This window comes from Eisenibacter elegans DSM 3317 (assembly GCF_000430505.1).
Taxonomy (GTDB): Bacteria; Bacteroidota; Bacteroidia; order Cytophagales; family Microscillaceae; genus Eisenibacter; species Eisenibacter elegans.
Genome location: NZ_AUMD01000012.1, coordinates 320051 through 340182, shown reverse-complemented (window position 1 = coordinate 340182; position 20132 = coordinate 320051). Strand labels below are relative to the sequence as shown.

Annotated in this window: 14 protein-coding genes; 10 read left to right on the top strand and 4 right to left on the bottom strand. The window is 48.9% G+C overall.

Annotated features, from left to right (window positions below; translation table 11 throughout):
* Nucleotides 1-3: 3 nt before the first annotated feature.
* The 3 genes from rfbB to gmd are packed head-to-tail and all read right to left on the bottom strand — an operon-like array spanning nt 4 to nt 3139.
* A complete protein-coding gene (gene rfbB / locus G499_RS0105065; RefSeq protein WP_026999044.1) occupies nt 4-1053 on the bottom strand; it encodes a dTDP-glucose 4,6-dehydratase in 1050 nt (349 codons plus the stop codon).
* Nucleotides 1054-1107: 54 nt separating this feature from the next.
* Nucleotides 1108-2028, bottom strand: coding sequence for a GDP-L-fucose synthase (gene fcl / locus G499_RS0105060; protein WP_026999043.1), 921 nt, complete (start codon nt 2026-2028; stop codon nt 1108-1110).
* Entirely contained in the window at nt 2021-3139 is a 1119-nt protein-coding gene (gene gmd / locus G499_RS0105055) for a GDP-mannose 4,6-dehydratase (RefSeq protein WP_026999042.1), read from the bottom strand. The genes fcl and gmd overlap by 8 nt, the downstream gene beginning before the upstream one ends.
* Before the next feature lie 52 nt (nt 3140-3191).
* On the opposite strand from gmd, the gene queG reads away from it, so the two are divergent.
* Nucleotides 3192-4187: a tRNA epoxyqueuosine(34) reductase QueG gene (queG, locus tag G499_RS18805; protein WP_051295923.1), complete on the top strand. Its 996-nt coding sequence runs from the start codon at nt 3192-3194 to the stop codon at nt 4185-4187.
* On the opposite strand, the gene G499_RS0105045 is transcribed toward queG, so the two are convergent.
* Nucleotides 4184-4381 (bottom strand): hypothetical protein, encoded by a 198-nt coding sequence (locus G499_RS0105045; protein WP_026999041.1) that lies wholly within the window; start codon nt 4379-4381, stop codon nt 4184-4186. The two genes, queG and G499_RS0105045, sit on opposite strands and share 4 nt — an antisense overlap.
* Before the next feature lie 205 nt (nt 4382-4586).
* Here G499_RS0105045 and G499_RS18800 point away from each other — a divergent pair, with 205 nt between their 5' ends.
* The 9 genes from G499_RS18800 (at nt 4587) to sov (ending at nt 20060) form a co-directional block, all read left to right on the top strand.
* A complete protein-coding gene (locus tag G499_RS18800) occupies nt 4587-5957 on the top strand; it encodes a BatD family protein (protein ID WP_161627696.1) in 1371 nt (456 codons plus the stop codon).
* A 235-nt stretch (nt 5958-6192) separates the two neighbouring features.
* Complete coding sequence (locus G499_RS18795) at nt 6193-7545, top strand: type IX secretion system plug protein (protein WP_051295921.1); 1353 nt, start codon at nt 6193-6195, stop codon at nt 7543-7545.
* Nucleotides 7546-7650: 105 nt separating this feature from the next.
* Nucleotides 7651-8955, top strand: a complete 1305-nt coding sequence (gene ahcY, locus G499_RS0105030) for an adenosylhomocysteinase (protein ID WP_026999040.1) — start codon at nt 7651-7653, stop codon at nt 8953-8955.
* A gap of 145 nt (nt 8956-9100) precedes the next feature.
* Complete coding sequence (locus tag G499_RS0105025) at nt 9101-9964, top strand: hypothetical protein (protein ID WP_026999039.1); 864 nt, start codon at nt 9101-9103, stop codon at nt 9962-9964.
* Between the two features lie 178 nt (nt 9965-10142).
* A complete protein-coding gene (locus G499_RS0105020) occupies nt 10143-10487 on the top strand; it encodes a hypothetical protein (RefSeq protein WP_026999038.1) in 345 nt (114 codons plus the stop codon).
* Between the two features lie 25 nt (nt 10488-10512).
* On the top strand, nt 10513-10692 hold the full coding sequence (locus G499_RS0105015; RefSeq protein ID WP_026999037.1) for a hypothetical protein: 180 nt from the start codon (nt 10513-10515) through the stop codon (nt 10690-10692).
* Nucleotides 10693-10714: 22 nt separating this feature from the next.
* Nucleotides 10715-12031, top strand: coding sequence for a serine hydrolase domain-containing protein (locus tag G499_RS18790; RefSeq protein WP_051295920.1), 1317 nt, complete (start codon nt 10715-10717; stop codon nt 12029-12031).
* Nucleotides 12032-12233: 202 nt separating this feature from the next.
* Nucleotides 12234-12824 (top strand): Holliday junction branch migration protein RuvA, encoded by a 591-nt coding sequence (gene ruvA, locus G499_RS0105005; protein ID WP_026999036.1) that lies wholly within the window; start codon nt 12234-12236, stop codon nt 12822-12824.
* A gap of 45 nt (nt 12825-12869) precedes the next feature.
* Nucleotides 12870-20060, top strand: coding sequence for a T9SS outer membrane translocon Sov/SprA (gene sov / locus G499_RS0105000; protein ID WP_051295919.1), 7191 nt, complete (start codon nt 12870-12872; stop codon nt 20058-20060).
* Nucleotides 20061-20132 lie beyond the last annotated feature (72 nt).

Sequence of the window (20132 nt, the reverse complement as noted above, 5' to 3'; positions counted from 1 at the left end):
CGGTTATCGGTTTTGATATTGGGTCTGATAATATTGCTGGTAAGCACCAGAGGTTACGCTGTCGAGCCATTGGGTATTTTCCAGATACCAGTCAATGGTTTTGGCCAAGCCTTCCTCAAAGGTTACCGAAGGCTTCCAGCCTAGCTCGTTCATCAGCTTTTGGGCATCGATAGCATAACGCAAATCGTGTCCGGCGCGGTCGGTTACATAGCTGATAAGTTGGGCAGAAGTACCTTCAGCGCGGCCTAACTTGGCATCCATTTGCTGGCAAAGTAGGTGGATGAGGTCTATGTTTTTCCACTCGTTGAAGCCGCCGATGTTGTAGGTGTCGCCGTCCTTGCCCTGATGGTAGATAACATCGATGGCGCGGGCGTGGTCTTCTACCCAAAGCCAGTCGCGTACATTTTCGCCTTTGCCATATACCGGCAGGGGCTTGTTGTGCTGGATATTGTGGATAAAGAGCGGAATCAGTTTTTCGGGAAACTGGTGAGAGCCGTAGTTATTCGAGCAGTTCGAAATCACCATCGGTAACTTGTACGTATTGTGATAAGCCCGCACAAAGTGGTCGGAGGCTGCCTTAGAGGCCGAGTAGGGCGACTGTGGGTCGTAGGGGGTGGTTTCTAAAAAATACCCACCCTCGTCCAGAGAGCCATATACCTCATCGGTAGAAATATGGTAAAAGCGTTTGCCTTCGGTATTGCCCTGCCAGCTTTGTTTGGCAGCATTGAGCAAATTGACCGTACCGATGACATTGGTCTGCACAAAGGCCAGCGGGTCAAGGATGGAGCGGTCTACGTGTGATTCTGCGGCTAGGTGGAGCACCCCGTCAAACTGGTGCTGTGCGAACAATGCATTCACAAAATCAGCGTCCACAATATCCCCTTTCACAAACTGGTAGTTGGGCGCTTTTTCTACATCCCGCAGGTTTTCGAGGTTGCCGGCATAGGTTAGTTTATCCAAATTCACAATTTGGTATTGGGGATATTTGTTGACAAATAGCCGTACTACGTGTGAGCCAATAAATCCGGCTCCTCCGGTGATGAGTAATTTCATATGAGAGATTTACAAGTAATTTTCAATAAAACAGTATACTACTTTAGGCTAAAATTATAAGAATTTCTCTTGATACACTTGTGCGATTCCTTGGCGAAGACCGATGCGATGTCGCCACCCAAGCTGATGTAACCGACTGACATCCATCAGTTTGCGTGGTGTACCGTCGGGCTTGGAAGTATCAAAGCGCATGGCTCCAGAATAGCCCACCACCTCGGCAATCATCTCGGCCAAGTCGCGGATGCTCAAATCTTCTCCCGTACCTACGTTGAGAAAGGGCTTTTCGTTGTAGGTTTGCATCAAAAAGATGCAAGCATCGGCGAGGTCATCTACGTGTAAGAACTCCCGTAAGGGGCTGCCTGTGCCCCATATTTCTACTTCGGTTTGTTGGTTTTGCTTGGCTTCGTGAAACTTGCGCAGCAGTGCGGGCAGTACATGCGACTTTTGCAGGTCGTAGTTGTCTCCCGGACCATAGAGATTGGTAGGCATTACGGCAATAAAATTACAGCCGTACTGGTCTCGGTAGGCTTCGCACATCTTGATGCCGGCAATCTTGGCAATAGCATAAGGCTCATTGGTAGGCTCTAGCTCTCCACTGAGCAGGTATTCTTCTTTCAGCGGCTGCGGGGCAAGTTTGGGGTAAATGCAGGAAGAGCCTAGAAACATAAGTTTTTTGACTTGGTGGAGGTAGGCTTGGTGGATGACGTGGTTCTGAATCATCAGGTTGTCATACAAAAACTCCGCACGGTAGGTGTTGTTGGCCACAATACCTCCTACTTTGGCGGCAGCCAAGAAGACATACTCGGGCTTTTCTTGGGCAAAAAAATCGGCTACGGCCTGCCCATCGCGCAAGTCTAGCGCTGAGGAGTTGCGCAATACGAGGTTTTCAAAGCCTTGGGCTTGGAGCTTACGGGCAATGGCCGAACCGACCATACCCCGATGCCCGGCAATGTATATTTTGCTGTCTTTATTCATCATTGCTAGAAGGGATTTTGTGTCCACCAGCGCGCAGATAACGCTCCCGCTCAAAAAGCGCCACATCGGCTTGCATCATATCTTCAATCAGGGAGTCGAGCGTATGGCGTGGTTGCCAGCGCAGCTCGCTTTGCGCCTTAGTAGGGTCGCCAATGAGCAGATCTACTTCGGTAGGCCTGAAATAGCGTGGGTCGATAGCCAACACTTCCATTCCTTTGGGGAGTTGGTAGGCTGGTTGGTGGCAGTGGCTGACTAGGGCAACTTCGTCGATACCTGTGCCCTTAAATTCGATATCGATGCCGAGGAAGGCAAAAGCTTTACGCACAAACTCGCGCACGGGAGTCGTAATGCCCGTTGCAATCACATAATCCCGTGGGGTATCTTGCTGCAACATCAGGTACATGGCCTCTACATAGTCTTTGGCGTGCCCCCAATCGCGCTGTGCGTCGAGGTTGCCCAGATAAAACTTCTGCTGCAAGCCTAGGGCGATGCGGGCTACGGCGCGGGTGATTTTGCGGGTTACGAAGGTCTCACCACGCAGCGGGCTTTCGTGGTTAAACAAGATGCCGTTGCAGGCATACATGCTGTGCGCCTCACGGTAGTTGACCGTAATCCAATAGGCATACAGTTTGGCTACAGCATAGGGCGAGCGAGGGTAGAAAGGCGTTGTTTCGCTTTGGGGCACAGCCTGCACCAAGCCATACAGCTCAGAAGTAGAGGCTTGGTAAATACGCGTTTTAGCGGTCAAACCCAAGATGCGTACCGCCTCTAGGATGCGTAGCGTCCCCAGAGCATCCACATCGGCGGTATATTCGGGCATGTCAAAACTGACTTTGACGTGGCTCATCGCGCCGAGGTTATAAATCTCATCGGGCTGCACCTCCTGAATGATGCGGATGAGGTTGGTCGAGTCTGTAAGGTCGCCATAATGGAGCTTAAAGCGCACATCAGGCTCGTGGGGATCTTGGTAGAGGTCATCAATGCGGGCGGTATTGATGAGCGATGTGCGCCGCTTGATGCCGTGTACCTCATAGCCTTTTTGGAGCAGAAAGTCGGCCAAGTAAGCGCCATCTTGGCCGGTAATTCCGGTAATAAGTGCTATTTTTGCCATAAATTGCATTTTGGGCAAAAGTACTCAAGATTGCGCGATAATTCAAATGACTATGCACCCCATCAACCGCCGCCGGCACTACACCGATTGGATAAAGCAGGAGGCGCAAGCACTTGGCTTTTTGAGTTGTGGTATTGCCAAGGCTGATTTCTTGGAAGAGGAAGCCCCTCGGTTAGAACGCTGGCTGCACCAAAACAAACACGGGCAGATGCACTATATGGCCAATCATTTTGACAAACGCCTAGACCCGCGCCTGCTCGTAGAAGGTGCTAAGTCGGTGGTTTCGTTGCTCTACAATTATTATCCCACAAACCCGCTACCCGAAACAGACAACTACAAAATCTCCAAATATGCCTATGGCACCGACTACCACTTTGTGCTCAAAGACAAGCTCAAAACCTTGCTCAGCCGCCTTCAAGAGCACGTAGGCGAGGTAGGCGGCAGGGCTTTTGTAGACTCAGCCCCTGTGATGGATAAGGCTTGGGCAGCGCGCGCAGGCCTAGGCTGGCAGGGCAAACACTCCAACCTCCTCAGCCGAAAGGCTGGCAGTTTCTTCTTCATCGCCGAGCTAATCATTGACCTAGAGCTAGAATATGACGCGCCCACCGCCGACTACTGTGGTACTTGTACCCGCTGTATTGATGCCTGCCCCACTGAGGCCATCACTCCCTACGAAGTCGACGGTAGCAAGTGTATCTCTTACTTTACCATTGAGCTCAAAGAACATATTCCGGTAGAAATGAAGGGTAAATTTGAAAATTGGATTTTTGGATGTGATATTTGTCAAGATGTATGCCCTTGGAACCGATTTGCTAAAGGACATCAAGAGCCTGCTTTTGAGCCCCACCCCGATCTCAAAGATATGCGTAAGACCGACTGGGAAGAGATTACAGCAGAGGTGTTTGGCAAATTGTTCAAAAAATCAGCCCTCAAGCGTACAAAGTTAGAAGGGCTGCAGCGCAACATTCAGTTTGTTGGCTACAACCCTTCTGAGGAGAGTATGAGTGTAAATAGTAAAGAGTCAAACAACAGTACTAAGCCTAGCTAGGCCGCCCACGCAAAACACTCATTGAGTATTTTGACATGGTCTTGGGAATGCGAAAACTGCCCGTAACACCACTTTCTAAGTTCGTCAACCTCTTCGGTTTCCAAATAGCGGGCAATGGACTTACGTAATTCTTTCTCGAAGAGGTTTTTGTCGAAGCTTACCTTTTGGAGAATAGTCTTCACGTATTCTAGCATAACATTGTTTGGTTTAGGTTTAAAAATGTGGTAACATTGATAAAAGAACGAACGAAGGTGTCTGTTCGTACGACTCTCAAAAACATTACGCTTGCGAATATACATAAAACAAAAGACTTTTGCAATGGTCAATAATATTTTTCCAATATTTTTTTGGGTTTATCTTATGTATGTTAGTTTTTGGGCCTTTTTCATTCCACAAAAAATGCAGGCTCAAAAAACAAGTATTGAGCTTGGTGATGTACAAATAGCTAAGAATCAAGCATTTAGTATTGCTATTTCGGTAGAAGATGAGGCATTGCAAACACATAGCCGTTTTCCTCAAATCGACGGACTGGTGATGCGCGGCTCTTCGTCTTCTTCAACTACCAAGGTCATCGACGGGCAGCGCAGCGTCATCAATACCATTATCCAATACTATTATCCCAAGCGTGAAGGAGAGATTGTAGTGCCGGCATTCAGTATGCAAATCAATGGCAAAACAACCCAGTGCCCAGGCACAAAGCTTCGGGTCAGCCCGGCTAACCCTGATTTAGAAGATGTGTTGGAGGACCCACTGACCAACGTAGAGCTAGAGCTGAGTGAGGCCGAAGATGATGCCTTTTTGGGGCTGACGGTCAGCTCCGACAAGGTCTATTTAGGCCAAGGGCTGACGGTAATGCTGGCCTTCTATGCTGCCGTACGGACCAATAGGGCTAGGTTGCAGTTTCACGATGTAGGCACACAATTGGTCGATATTCTTAAAAGCTTACGCCCTGCACACTGTTGGGAGGAGGATTTCAACATCAGCGAAATACAACAAGAGCAAATCACCATTGCCGGCAAGGAGTATTATCAATACAAAATCTACCAAGCAACGTTTTATCCCCTCACTACCCAGTCTATCGTTTTCCCCAAGGTAGGCCTAAAGATGATTAAGTACAAAGACATCAAAAATGCCCAATCTTTGACGTTGCCGGATGTGAGCGACTTCAAAACCTATTATACCCAGCCCCGGCAAGTGGCTGTGTTGCCGCTACCTATGGCCAAGAAATCCAATGTGCCTGTGGGGGCGTTTCAACTACGTGAGAGCTTACCCAAGCTCAAATTTAACACTGGGGAGCGTATTTCACTGACCCTCACCCTTGGCGGAGAAGGCAACCTGGCCAGTGTTACGATGCTCGAACCGCAAAACCATGAGCATATTGATATTTACCAAGGCGATATGCAACAGACTATCTTGAGGGGCAATAACCGCGTATCGGGCACTAAAATATTTACCTATAACCTCATCGCCAAAGCTCCGGGGCAATACCCACTGCGCGATTTGTTTAGTTTTGTGTATTTCAATCCGGCCAAACAACAATACGATACGCTCAGCCCTAAGTTTACGCTCGAAATATCGGGCGACCCGCTCCCCACACAAACTGACCGCCCGCTGTTTCAGGGGCTATATACCCGCATATCCACTGATAGCAACGAGTTTGCTATTTATCAATGGCAAAACTTTATCCGCCTACTGACCAATATTGTCTGGGTTGGCTTGCTGGCTTTTACACTCGCCTTCTTATGGGACAAAAAACGCCGAAAAATATAGCATACAGCTTGTACTAGGCTTTATTTTATTTCCTTGATAATCAAGGATTTTCGATACATCTATGGTGTCACAACTATGTGGCTGAAAAATACCTGAAGAGTGATACCGTTAGGGACTATCCAACAGATAACCTGTCCATTTCCAAAGAGGGTATAATTGACTAACTTTGGATAGCCTTTTTTGAAATGCTCCCTTACCTTGGAGTACACCCAACCTATATAAAAGCAATTTGACTATGAAATTTCTACGCAGTCTCTGTGTTTATACCCTGATACTTAGCTCCTCGGTAGCGTGTTTGCCCCCTACTAGCGCCACATACCAAGCTCAAAATGCCCAAAACAATGCGGAAAATGCGCAACGTATTGCACAAAAAACCTTGGTATTCGACAACCGCAACTATGAGCCTAATATCCGAACAGCCTTGCTATACCCTCAACAAAACACTGTAGAGCGGACACTCTTTCCTCCTATCACTTTTATTGGCGATACCCGCCCGCTGGTGTTGGAGTTTGATGAGCTAAATGCGCAAGCACAAACATATCACATAAAAATTTATCATTGTAATGCCGACTGGACAAAGTCTGTCTTGAATGATATGGACTTCTTGATGGAGTTTAATGAATTTCCTATTATGGACTATGAGCTGTCTTTCAATACCCGAGTGCCTTATGTCCATTACCGATTCGAAGTACCCCGGCTGAAGGCCTCCGGCAACTATCTGTTGGTAGTATATCGAGGCTATAATGTGCAAGATATTGTGTTGAGCAAGCGCTTTATGGTATATGAAACTCAGGTGAGTGTGCGGCCAGAAGTACGCTCATCGACCAATATCGGCAGCCTTTACCAAAACCAACAGATAGATTTCAGCCTAGCCTACCCTCAGTATGATATTTTCAACCCTCGCGAGTCGGTCAAAGTAGTGATTCGCCAAAATTACCGCTGGGATCAAGCCATTTATGGCCTACAGCCCACCAGCGTCCGCGAAACAGAGCGGGTATTGGAATACAAGCACTTCGACGGGAAGAATAATTTTCCGGGCAATAATGAGTTCCGCCAGTTTGATTTACAAAGCATTCGATTCCAAGGCTTTAGAGTTGCCGCCTTGGATCTGAGTGGCACAGAAAACCGCGCCCGCATTGCTTTTGATGACAACCGCTCCGGCAAACCTTATTTCCGGCAGCCAGATATGAATGGGGGATTTTATATCCAACACGCCGAGTCCAAACAAGGCCCCACTGAGTCGGATTATGTGAAGGTATACTTTACCCTGAAATCTGCCGCGCCACTCTCAGGGGATGTTTATGTCATGGGGGCTTTTAATGATTGGCGGCGAGAGCCCGAAAACAAGATGCGGTATTATCCTGAAGAAGAAGCCTACCAAACCAATATACTGCTCAAGCAGGGGATGTATGACTATATGTATGCGCTCTGGCAAGAACAGGAAAACGCAGCTATACCCCTGAGCCACACCCCGGTAGAGGGCAGCTATGTCGAAACCCAAAATACCTATGACATCTTGGTATACCACCGCCCCCCCGGCGCACGCGCCGACCGGCTCGTCGGTTATGGCAGGTTTAATACCGAATAATCGCTGGTGGCAACCACGCCTTATGAAAGCCTAGAAAAAGCGCTGGTTATTTGTACATTTTGACGTACCTTTGCATATCTACAGTTCAAATCATTTCACTCTATCATGGTAGAAGCACAAAATTATAAAGTAAAAGACATCTCCTTGGCTGCTTGGGGACGTAAAGAAATTCAATTGGCCGAAGCCGAAATGCCCGGTCTTATGGCCTTGCGTGAAGAATTTGGCGCTAGCCAACCCCTCAAAGGCGCACGCATTGCCGGCTGCTTGCACATGACCATCCAAACCGCTGTATTGATCGAGACTTTGGTAGCCTTGGGCGCTGACGTAACTTGGTCTTCTTGCAACATCTTCTCTACTCAAGACCATGCCGCTGCTGCTATCGCCGCTGCCGGTATCCCTGTATTTGCTTGGAAAGGCATGACAGAAGAAGAATACGAGTGGTGCATCGAGCAAACCTTGTATGCTTTCCCAGAAGGCAAAGCTTTGAATATGATTTTGGATGACGGTGGCGACTTGACCAACGTTGTATTGGATAAATACCCTGCGCTTGCCAAAGACATCAAAGGTATTTCTGAAGAAACTACCACTGGTGTTCACCGCCTATATGAGCGTATGCGCAAAGGTACACTCCCTATGCCTGCTATCAACGTAAACGACTCAGTAACCAAGTCTAAGTTTGATAACAAATACGGCTGTAAAGAATCATTGGTAGACGCCATCCGCCGCGCTACTGACGTAATGATGGCCGGCAAAGTAGCTGTAGTAGCTGGCTATGGTGACGTAGGCAAAGGCTCTGCGGCTTCGCTCCAAGGCTCAGGCGCTCGCGTAATTGTTACTGAAATCGACCCCATCTGTGCCCTACAAGCGGCTATGGACGGCTTCGAAGTGAAGAAAATGAGCAATGCTGTACCTCGTGCTGACATTGTCGTTACGGCTACCGGCAACAAAAATATCATCACTGGTGAGCACTTCAAGCTGATGAAAGACAAGACCATCGTTTGTAATATCGGCCACTTCGACAACGAAATCGATATGGCTTGGTTGAACAAACACTATGGCCATACCAAGGACACTATCAAGCCTCAGGTAGACCTATACAATGTTGAAGGCAACGACATCATCGTATTGGCCGAAGGCCGCCTTGTAAACCTTGGCTGTGCTACCGGACACCCATCGTTTGTAATGTCTAACTCGTTTACTAACCAAACTTTGGCGCAAATCGAGCTTTGGACTAACAACGACCAATACAAAAACGAAGTATATGTATTGCCTAAGCACCTCGACGAGAAGGTAGCCAAACTTCACCTTGCCAAAATCGGGGTAGAGCTGGAAGAACTTACTGCCGAGCAAGCCGAGTATATTGGCGTTGCTGTAGAAGGACCTTTCAAATCAGAAATGTACCGCTACTAGTCTGCAAATACATTCTGCCTTACAAACAAGACCTTGCCTCTACCTCCGAGGCAGGGTCTTTGTTTTGTAGATTAAACTTATTATTTCAATCTGCGTCTAAGGAGCATAAAATCAGTTGTTGACCAAACCCCCCTTGTTAAACTGTATGAAAACAAGATACTTTGCCCTCCTACTCATATTGCCCCTTTTTGTAGGGCTGAATGCCTGTAAAGGGTTGATGGAACGTAATGCGGAAGAGGCTGCCGCCAAAGCTGCCGAAGAAGATGGCTTCGCCACCGAAATATCCGATGAGATTATCCAAATCATCGAAGAAGCCGAAGTAAGCCAAGAAGCCCCCCGTGAGGCCGGACGTATGGAGGTAAGCTACGCCACCATCGGCAATTGCGCTACCATTACCCGCGTGTCGCGAACTGACAACAGCCGTGAGTTGACCATCGACTTTGGCACCACCAACTGCCAAGGTGCTGATGCCAAAAGCCGACGTGGTAAAATCATCGCCCGATATACTGGCAACTATTTTACAGATGGCTTGATAGCCAATGTGAGCTTTGAAGACTACTTTGTCAATGACCACCAAGTAACGGGTACAAAAACCATCAACAGAGGCCTCAACGGCTCCAATGGGTTTCCTACCAAGCAAGTCAATGCTGACCTAAACATTAGGCTGGCTAACAACGGGGGTACATTGGTTTGGCGCTGCGATCGCAGCCGTGAGTGGATTGCAGGTAGCGACACGCCCTTTGTGTTTTCTGATGACACCTTCCGCTGGAATGGTGTGGCGATTTTGACTAGCAGCAACGGACGTACAGCTACTGCTACCATCGACCGCAACAACCCCCTCATCAAAACTTTGCGTATCGGTTGTGCCCGTACCTTCGTAAGTGGCGTGATTAACTTCAACTTCAACAACAGTACTAGCGCTTCCATTGATTATGGAGATGGTACTTGCAACCGCACAGCCACCATTACGGTCAACGGCAAAAGCCGCGAAGTCATCATTCGACAATAAGCCCCTTCTCTAGGTGTAATACTCAATTCTCCCCTTTACAGTCGTGTAGAGGGGATTTTTTTTGGATATTGCACCCTAAGTGCCATGAAGTTTGTATATTTCTAGCAACTTTGCGCAGCTTTTCGCAGTTTTGAATACAAATTTGAATTGACGGTTTCATATACCATACTTCACCACAATGAACGCAAAACACCTCTCCTATTGCTTACTGCTGCTTATCTCAGCAGGCTTTTTGACCCAGTGCTATTTAAAACCCGAGTTTGATACCCGCCCCAAAATCAAATTTGAAAGTATCCGGTCTATTCAGCTAACAGAAAACGGCTTGACACGGGACTCTATCATCATTGCCATTGAGTTTCAGGACGGAGATGGGGATTTGGGGCTTTCGGCAACAGATACCAACCCCCCTTTTCAGGAGCTGAACGCCGATGGCACGCCCAATGAGTTTTTCTTCAACTACTTTGTGCGGATGTTCCGCCGCCAAAACGGGCAGTATGTAGAGTTTATTTTTCCTGACCCCTAACTTTACTCTCAACGGTCGCTTTCCTGTGCTCAATGTAGAAGGTAAAAAAGGCCCCTTGCAAGGGACTCTATTCCGCAATGTCGTTATTAACAGCCTGTATCCTTTTCGTAACGATACCGTCCGGTTTGAGATACAGATAGCCGACCGCGCCCTCCAAAAAAGCAATGTCATCGTAACTGACAGTGTTGTCATCAATATTCGTTAATCTTGACTTGAAGCTTGTTATTATGATTCTATCCCGACTGTTGTATTGGCTTCTTGGCGGCCTGTGGTTGTTGGTGGGTGCTACATCGGTATTGGTCGCGCAAAACAGCTACAAAGCGCGCCAAATACAGGAAGTGATGCAGACGCTGTATGCCAATAATCAGTTTAATGGTACTGTATTGGTCGCCCAAGAAGGGCAAGTGATTTATAAGGGAGCCTTTGGCTGGGCCAATTATGAAAGCCAAGACACCCTCCGTACCAATACCTCTATCCGCATTGCCTCGGTCAGCAAGCAGTTTACGGCAATGTCCATTATGATTCTCAAAGAGCAGGGCAAGCTCTCTTATGAAGACCCGATCACACGATTTTTGCCAGAGCTGCCCTACGATCACATCACCATCCGGCATCTGCTCTTACATCAAAGTGGCTTGCCCGATTATTTTATGATTCACTATGCGCTCGATGCTTATTATCCTGGCAAGGCCTTTATCAACAACTGGGATGTCGTGCGGTTTTTGGCTAATACCGGGCGCAAACCCCTATTTACCCCCGGTACCAAAGGTAGCTACTGCAACACAGGCTATGTGCTCTTGGCCTGTATTGTGGAACGCGCCTCAGGACAGACTTTCCCCAGCTTCTTGACCCAGTACATCTTCCACCCCCTCGATATGCGCGACAGCTATGTATACCCTTACCAAAGCAAGGACACGCTCCGCCAAGTCGATACGCTCTTGTTGGCCTACGACACCATCATCAACCGCTCGGATTGGCAAGAAACCTCTACTGTCATACAAATCAAACATAGCCAACGACTCATCGACCGTCAGCGGGCTATAGGCTATACCTTGGGCGGCGGCGGGCAGTGGGTAAGGATGGACTACCTGCCCTATGATGGTATTTATGGCGAAAAAAGCATTTGTACCTCCGTAGAAGACCTCTTCAAGTGGGATCAGGCACTCTATACCGAAAAGCTCGTTTCTAAGGCCACACTCCAAGAGGCATTTAAACCCTCTTATCTGACCGAGCGCAATGACCTCTACTATGGCTTTGGCTGGAAAATAGAGTCCAAACGTACACATGTAGTCTTTCACCACGGACTGTATCGGGGGTTCCGCTCTTTTATCCAACGTAATCTTCAAAAGCAAACCACGATTATCATCCTCACCAACAGAGGGTTGGGTGGGCAGATGTACCCCATTTATCAGGCCATAGAAGCCATTTTGTCGGATGATAAAGTTACTATCCCCAAACCATTGCCTATAGAGCGTCAAACACTCGATGTGTTCAAAAGACGTTATTTTATCCGATATGACACCCCACAAACATCCTTAAAGCAGTAATATTTGCGATTGACGATTTGGGATTGACGATTGACATCCTTCTTGCTGCGTTCTTTACCTTACAAAGGTAACTCATAAGCTAAATAAGGCATTTGGTTAAAAAATAGGCATAAAATCACGTGTTTGACTGTTTTTTGAATGCCTTTACTGTATATTTGGCGCGGTCAAACCATACTACAATACAAGCCCACGTTGGTAGCCTATGATTGCATATATCGACGGTAAAATCGCCTATAAAGAGCCTGCCTATGTTATTTTAGATGTACAAGGCATAGGTTATCAAATACGGATTTCGTTACAAACCTTCACCACTTTGGGAGCCTTAGAGGCTCGTTGTAAGCTCTATACCTACCTACAAATCAAAGAAGATGCACACACACTCTATGGCTTTGCTGAAGCCGCCGAAAAAAAGGTTTTTCTTGATCTCATCAGTGTTTCGGGTATTGGAGCCAATACGGCCCTGCTGATGCTCTCATCGTTATCCACTGCCGAGCTTACCCACGCCATCGCTACCGAAGATTTGCGTGTGATACAGGGGGTCAAAGGCATTGGCCGCAAGACCGCCGAGCGCTTGATAGTAGAACTGAAAGACAAAATCCAGCGCGGGGAGGCCACCACCTTACCCGAGCTTAGCCCCAACAACTTTCGGCAGAATAAAGCCGAGGCAGTGGCGGCCTTGGTGGCCTTGGGCATTGCCAAGACCACTGCCGAGAAAAATATCGAGCAAATAATGCGAACCCACGGCGCCGACCTGCGCATCGAAGAGCTAATCAAGTTGGCACTGAATGTGTAAACTGCTTACGGGCAGGTCTGTCGCTCTCTAAACCTAGCAAATGCCTTGTTCTCAATTCGCTATATACTCAGCTTGGGCTGGTGGCTATTGTGGCTGCCTTGGGCAGTAAATGCCCCCTCTTTACAAAACGCCGCACAAACTATCCGACCGCTTTCAGCCAACATCACACGGGCGCAAGTGGCCGCTGTATCTCGTTATGCACTGCCTGAAGCTTGGGAAACAGGGCTGCTGGCAGCGCCTGAAGATACGCCTATCTATCGTCCTAACCGTTTTCCTACCTATCAGCCAGAAGACCGCTACGGTGATCCGTTTGCCAACCCTCGTGGGCGCTCGCGGCTATTCAGCCCCGACCCGCCAAGCCTCAAACAAGACTTGGACTTTTCGACAGACCCCTCAGGGCGTAGGATTTATCGCCTTGACGAGCGGCTGGGAAGCGGCTATTACCGCCCGCCTACACTTATAGACGAAGAAAACCTCAACCGCAGCCTCGACGATCAAGCCAAGGATGAGTTTTGGCGCGAAACAGCCTCTGGCGTAGAGGGCAACAAAACACTTGGTGGGCGGAATCTTCTGCCCAACATACCGCTACAAAATCGCTTATTAGGTCGTATTTTTGGCGGCGACTATATCGAATTTACCCCCGCAGGGTTTGTCAATCTGGACTTTGGCGCACGCATACAGCGCGTAGCCAACCCAACGCTTACCCTGCGCCAACAACGTAATTTTACTTTCAACTTCGACCCCCACGCCAATGTCAGCCTGCAAGGCAAAGTAGGCGAAAAGCTCAACCTGCGGGGTACATTTGACACCAAAGCCGGCTTTGAGTTTGAGAACCAGTTCAAGCTCGAATACAACGGCCTAGAGCACGAGATTATCCGTAAGATAGAGTTTGGCAATGTGAGCTTTCCGCTCAATACAACCCTCATACAAGGTGCACAAAACCTTTTTGGAGTCAATACACACTTACAGTTTGGCCGCCTAGGGATTCGTGCGGTCTATAGTAACCAACGCGCCCGTGCCGAGCAGGTTGTGCTCGAAGGTAGAGGAGGCGCGCAACGCCGCAACTTTGAAATCCGTGCGGATAACTACGACGTAAACCGTCACTTCTTCTTGGGGCAGTTTTTTAGAGATATTTATGAGCCTTCGCTCTCTACCTTGCCCATCATCTCCTCGCGGGTAACCATCACACGCATAGAGGTGTATGTAACCAACCGTACCAACAATACCGAGACCTTACGCAATGTGATTGGCCTGCTCGACTTGGGTGAAGCCGACAAAGCCGCTCGGCCTGCCAACCCCAATGTAGGTCCTATTCGCCCGGGAAGCCCTACGGCCAACCGTGCCAACGCGCTGTTTGACAACCTCATCAACCTAAACAACCGCTCTGCCGATAACATCAGCCGTACCCTCGAAACTTCTTTTGGGCTACAACGCGGCTTTGACTTTGAAGTACTGCGCGCTGCGCGAAAACTCTCCGAAAGGGAATTTACCTTTCAGCCCGAGCTAGGCTACATCAGCTTGCTTACTCCTTTGCGCAATGACGAAATCTTGGCTGTCGCATTTGAATATACCTTCAACGGACAAGTATTTAAGGTAGGTGAACTAACCGAAGACTACCAAACGTTGCCCCAAGACCAAGCCGTTTTCTTGAAGCTCCTGCGCCCCTCCACCATCGACTTGGAATCGCCTACTTGGGACTTGATGATGAAAAACATCTATCAGCTCAATGCCTCACAAATCAATAGACAGAACTTTCAGCTACGGGTTGTTTATCGCGATGACATCACCGGCCTGAACAACCCCGCCCTACAAGAAGGTCAGAACACCGCCGGTATACCTTTGCTTCGCTTACTCAACTTAGACCAGCTCAACCCCCAAAACGACCCCTTCCCCGATGGTAACTTTGACTTTGTGGACAGGGTAACGATGGATGCCGTCAACGGGCGTGTGATTTTCCCTGTTGTAGAGCCTTTTGGTGCCCACCTAGAGCGGCAATTCAACCCCGTAACCGAAGCCGAGCTGATTGGCAAGTATGTGTTCCGTTCGCTGTATCGGAGTACCCAAGCCGATGCTTTGCAAGATGCCAGTAAGAACAAATTCTTTATCATTGGTAGCTTTGAGGGTAGCGCTACCAGCGAGGTACAGCTACCCGGTCTCAACATCTCCCCTGGCTCAGTAGTTGTTACTGCCGGAGGCATCCCCTTGGTAGAAGGCACTGACTATACCGTAGACTATGCCACGGGCAGTGTCAATATCATCAATGAGTCTGTCCGTGCTTCGGGCAAGGAAATCAAGATTGACTTTGAGCAGGCCGACCTATTCAACTTCCAAACACGGCGCTTGTGGGGCTTAAGAGCCGACTATGAGTTTAGCAAAAATTTTGTCCTTGGGGCTACTATGATGAACCTCAGCGAGCGCCCTGTCATTACCCGAAACAATGTAGGCTCCGACCCTGTCAACAACACCATCTGGGGCTTGGATGTCAATTATGAAAAAGAATCCCGTTTTTTGACACGCTTGGTCGACCGTATCCCCTTTATTCAAACCAAGGCCAAGTCCAGTGTGTCTTTTTATGGCGAATTTGCCCAACTCCGCCCCGGTGCTTCGCCATTTAGCGGGCAGGTAGCTTTTATAGATGATTTTGAAGGCACCCGTACTACCTTCAACTTTGTCCGCGCCCCTCACGCCAACTGGAAGATAGCCTCTACGCCACAACTCTTCCCACAAGGGACTACCGACAACCCCCTAGAGGCTGGCTATCGTAGGGGTAAGCTGGCTTGGTACAATGTAGACAACCTCTTCTATCGTGGGGATGGCTTCAACAACTTGCGCCCGAGCAATATTACTGGCGACGATATACAGAACCATTATGAGCGTGCGGTTGTCCCTCAAGAGATTTTCCAAAATCAAGACCTACTGCCTGTCAATACCAATGAGTTGATATTTGATATGGCCTTTTTCCCACACGAGCGCGGCCCCTACAACTACAACCCCGACCTGACCCCCGACGGGCTTCTGCCCAATCCTCAACAGAGCTGGGGCGGTATTACCCGTGCGATTACATCGGATATCGACTTCGACAACGCCAACGTAGAGTACATCGAGTTTTGGATGCTTGACCCCTTCATTGCCGGGGAGCGCGGGCGAGTCCTCGATGGGCGTTTTAATACCAACAATACCACGGGCGGCGACTTGTATATCAACCTCGGGAATGTATCTGAAGACGTACTCAAAGATGGGCGGCAGTCGTTCGAAAATGGCCTCCCCGCCGATGGCTCCCTCGAAGGGGTGGTCGAAAATGAATGGGGCAGGGTTACCAATAGGCAGTTTATTACCAATGCTTTTGATAATAACCCCGGCTCTAGACCCAACCAAGATGTAGGCTTCGACGGCCTGAACAGCGAAAACGAACGAAACTATTTCCAAAATTTTGTCAATACTGTGTCGGGTCGCCTTGGAGGCAATGCCCTGAGCGAGCTACTCAGCGATGTATCAGCAGACGACTTCCAGTATTATCTCGGCGCAGCACAAGACAATGCCAACGCCAAGATTGTACAACGATACAAGAATTTCAATGGATTGGAGGGCAACTCTCCCATTGGCTCTGCTGGAGCTGCCTTTAACGAATCGGCTACCAATGAGCCCGACAACGAAGACCTCAACCGCGACAACACCCTCAACGAACTAGAAGCCTATTATCAATACCGCATCAGCCTGCGCCCGCAAGACCTACAGGTAGGCCGAAACTACATCATTGACCGGGTGGAGGCTACCGTCAACAATGGTCAAGACCGCGTAAACTGGTATTTGTTCCGTATCCCTATCCGTCAATTCGACGACCGCGTGGGCAATATCAACGGATTCAAATCCATACGCTATCTCCGGATGTTTGTTACCAACTTCCAGCAGCCGGCAGTCTTGCGCTTTGCCCGTTACCAAATGGTGGCTAACCAGTGGCGGCAGTTTTTGGGCGATTTGACTGCTCGCGGCCTCAGCGAACCCAACGAACCCTATGACCCGCAGTTTGATGTCTCGACGGTAAATATTGAGGAAAACGGAGCCTTTGTTCCCGGAATTACTCCCTATGTGTTGCCCCCCGGGGTTATTCGGGATATTGATGTAACCAATATCAACAACCGTCGCATCAACGAACAATCGTTGCGCATTTCGCTCACCGACCTACGCGACCGCGATGCCCGCGCTGTTTTCCGCAACTATGACCTCAACCTCTTGAGTTACAAAAACCTCAATATGTATATCCACGCCGAAAGCGATAACGCCATCGACGGAGAGCTGACGGCCTTTGTGCGGCTCGGAACAGACTTTGTGGAAAACTACTACGAGGTAGAAGTACCCTTGACAATGACCCCACGCGGAAGCACCTCTCCCGAAATTATCTGGCCACGCGAAAACGAGATAGATATCCCCTTGGCCGAGCTGGTCAATACCAAAATACAACGCAACCAAGACGCTGGCCAACGCACCAACCTCCCTTTTTCGCGAGAGGTAGGCCGATACCGCGTAACGGTGGTAGGGAATCCTGAAATCAGCGCCGTACAAACGGTACTGATGGGGGTACGCAACCCTGATTTAGGTGCCAATGATGACCGCCTTCCCAAGTCTGTTGAGGTTTGGTTCAATGAATTGCGCGTAACAGGCTTTGAGCAGACCTCCGGCTGGGCGGCCTTGGCGCGTACCAATATCCAACTAGCCGACTTTGCCCAAATCACGGGCGCTGCGCGCTATACTACTTTTGGTTTTGGGCAAATCCAACAGAGCATCTCTGAGCGTGCTTTCGAAAATACTTTAGAATATGACATCACGGCCAATGTGGCCTTGGATAAGTTTTTCCCACAACGCTGGGGGCTGCGTATCCCCCTATTTGTCAGCTATCAACGCCGTAGTATTTCGCCCTTTTTCAACCCTCTTGACCCTGACGTACCCCTACAGAATTACCTCAACCTATTTGAGTCCAACACCGAACGGCAAGACTATCGCCGCATTGTAGAAGACAATACCACCCGCCGCAGCATCAACCTGACCAACGTGCGGAAAGAGAAAACAGGTGACTCCAAAAGCCGATTTTATGATATTTCGAACTTCTCGGCCTCAGTAGCCTATAGTGATGAAGTTCGGACAGATCAGTTCATCGCCCAGTTTTTATTCCAGTCTTATCAGGCTTCGCTCAACTATGCCTACAGCCGCGAGGCCAAATCGATAGAGCCTTTCAGTAAAATGAAGCTGTTCCAATCTCCTTGGCTCAAGCTCATCGGGGACTTCAATTTCAACCCCTTCCCCAACAGTGTGTTGGTCAGAGGAGACCTTAACCGAAACTTCCAACGCATTCTCTACCGAGGGCCAGACCTGACTACGGAGGGCGTAGTGCCCTTGTTCGAGAAGCAGTTCCTCTTCAACCGTCTGTATGATGTGCAATGGGACTTGACCAAAAGCCTCAATATTAACTACAACGCCGCCACCAATGCCATCATCGATGAGCCTTTTGGCGATTTGGATACCCAAGAGAAGCGCGATTCGGTGTTGAACAACTTCCTCCGCCTAGGACGGGTGCGTAATTTTAACCAACAAATCAACGCTGCCTATCAGCTCCCATTCAACAAAATTCCTCTCACCAGCTTTATCAATGCCAACATTGGCTACAATATAGGTTATCAATGGACTGCTGGACCGCTGGGCATTGCCGACAGCCTAGGCAATACCCTGAGCAACAATCGGGGCATTACGGCCAATGGCCGCCTAGACTTTGTGCGTCTATACCGCAATACGCCCATTTTGCGAAACCTAGAAGCTCCCCGAACAGACCTGCCCATGGACTCGCTCACGCCCTCACAACGCCTGCAAGAGATGATCAGGCTGGGACTGAAGCCACTCCTGATGATACGCTCTTTCAACATTACTTATGCCCTACAACAGCAGACCACTATCACGGGCTTTATGATGGCTCCGTCTTTCTTTGGCCTCGATAGTACGTTTACCCAACCAGGGCTCGATTTTGTGTTGGGAAGCCAAGATCCCAATATCCGCTTTAGGCTGGCGGAACAAGGGCTGATTTCTCGTAGTGGCTTCCTCAATGCGCCATTCTTGCAAAATTGGCAGGAAACAGTCGGGCTGAGGGCTACCTTAGAGCCTTTCAAAGACTTCCGTATCACGCTTGATGCCCAAAGAAGGCAAACCGTCGGGTTTCAAGAGATTTTTAGGTTTGATACCGAAGGCCAAGATTACAACTCTTTTAACCCCTTGCGGACAGGCAGCTATACGGTTTCTAGTCTGATGCTCTTTACCAGTTTTGTGGCTCCTGATAATGCGCGCAACGAATCGCCTAACTTTAGGAGGTTTGAGCAAAACCGGTCTGTCATACTGACGCGTTTGCGCGGGCTGAACACCAACCAAGGGGAGTATGGCCTCAACTCTCAAGATGTGCTTGTGCCGGCGTTTTTGGCCGCTTATACCGACCAAGACCCCAACAGTATCCGCCTCTCGGCAGCACAGCCTATCCCACTGCCCAACTGGCGCATAGACTACAACGGCCTAGCCAAGCTCCCGTTCTTCAAAGAATACTTGGCTTCTTTTACCCTTACCCACGCCTATAACTCTACCTATACCATCGGCAATTTCGCCTCCTCGTTGCAATATGTCAACCGTTTCAATGGTGCCAACCCTATGCCTGATTTTAGGTACTTGCTGCCCGACAGCCTCAACGAACAAGGAGAGTTTATTCCGGTTACAGTGATGAGCCAAATTACGCTTGCAGAGCGTTTTGCCCCCTTGGTAGGAGTCAATTTCCGTACAAAGACCAACTGGACTGTCAGGCTGGATTATAACCGAGAGCGTATCCTAAACCTCAATATGTCGAACGCACAGGTAACCGAAAACCGAAGCCAAGACATTGTCATCGGAATTGGCTACAACAAACGGGGGCTACGCTTGCCTTTCAAACGAGACGGACAGCCTATTGTCCTTAAGAATGACTTCAATATGCGTATTGACGTAACCCTGCGCGACTCAGACATCGTACAACGACAACTCGACAATGAGCAAACCGTAACAGGAGGAAACTTCAATTTCCAACTCAAACCCGTCATGAGCTATGCAGCCAACCAGCGGCTCAACGTACAACTATACTACGAATACACCACCAATAGCCCCAAAATCTCTTCCTCTTTTCCTCGAAACAGTACAGCCTTTGGGGTGCAGCTCCGCTACAATTTGGTACAATAGCTAGGCACTCACACTGCCACACGCTTTTGAAAAATATTCCGTGTATGTATCAAGGACAGATAGGCTAACTCA

Excerpts from the sequence above, each read along its gene's own strand:
- rfbB (WP_026999044.1), bottom strand. The coding sequence starts at position 1,053 with ATGAAATTACTCATCACCGGAGGAGCCGGATTTATTGGCTCACACGTA.
- fcl (WP_026999043.1), bottom strand. The coding sequence starts at position 2,028 with ATGAATAAAGACAGCAAAATATACATTGCCGGGCATCGGGGTATGGTC.
- gmd (WP_026999042.1), bottom strand. The coding sequence starts at position 3,139 with ATGGCAAAAATAGCACTTATTACCGGAATTACCGGCCAAGATGGCGCT.
- queG (WP_051295923.1), top strand. The coding sequence starts at position 3,192 with ATGCACCCCATCAACCGCCGCCGGCACTACACCGATTGGATAAAGCAG.
- G499_RS0105045 (WP_026999041.1), bottom strand. The coding sequence starts at position 4,381 with ATGCTAGAATACGTGAAGACTATTCTCCAAAAGGTAAGCTTCGACAAA.
- G499_RS18800 (WP_161627696.1), top strand. The coding sequence starts at position 4,587 with ATGCAGGCTCAAAAAACAAGTATTGAGCTTGGTGATGTACAAATAGCT.
- G499_RS18795 (WP_051295921.1), top strand. The coding sequence starts at position 6,193 with ATGAAATTTCTACGCAGTCTCTGTGTTTATACCCTGATACTTAGCTCC.
- ahcY (WP_026999040.1), top strand. The coding sequence starts at position 7,651 with ATGGTAGAAGCACAAAATTATAAAGTAAAAGACATCTCCTTGGCTGCT.
- G499_RS0105025 (WP_026999039.1), top strand. The coding sequence starts at position 9,101 with ATGAAAACAAGATACTTTGCCCTCCTACTCATATTGCCCCTTTTTGTA.
- G499_RS0105020 (WP_026999038.1), top strand. The coding sequence starts at position 10,143 with ATGAACGCAAAACACCTCTCCTATTGCTTACTGCTGCTTATCTCAGCA.
- G499_RS18790 (WP_051295920.1), top strand. The coding sequence starts at position 10,715 with ATGATTCTATCCCGACTGTTGTATTGGCTTCTTGGCGGCCTGTGGTTG.
- ruvA (WP_026999036.1), top strand. The coding sequence starts at position 12,234 with ATGATTGCATATATCGACGGTAAAATCGCCTATAAAGAGCCTGCCTAT.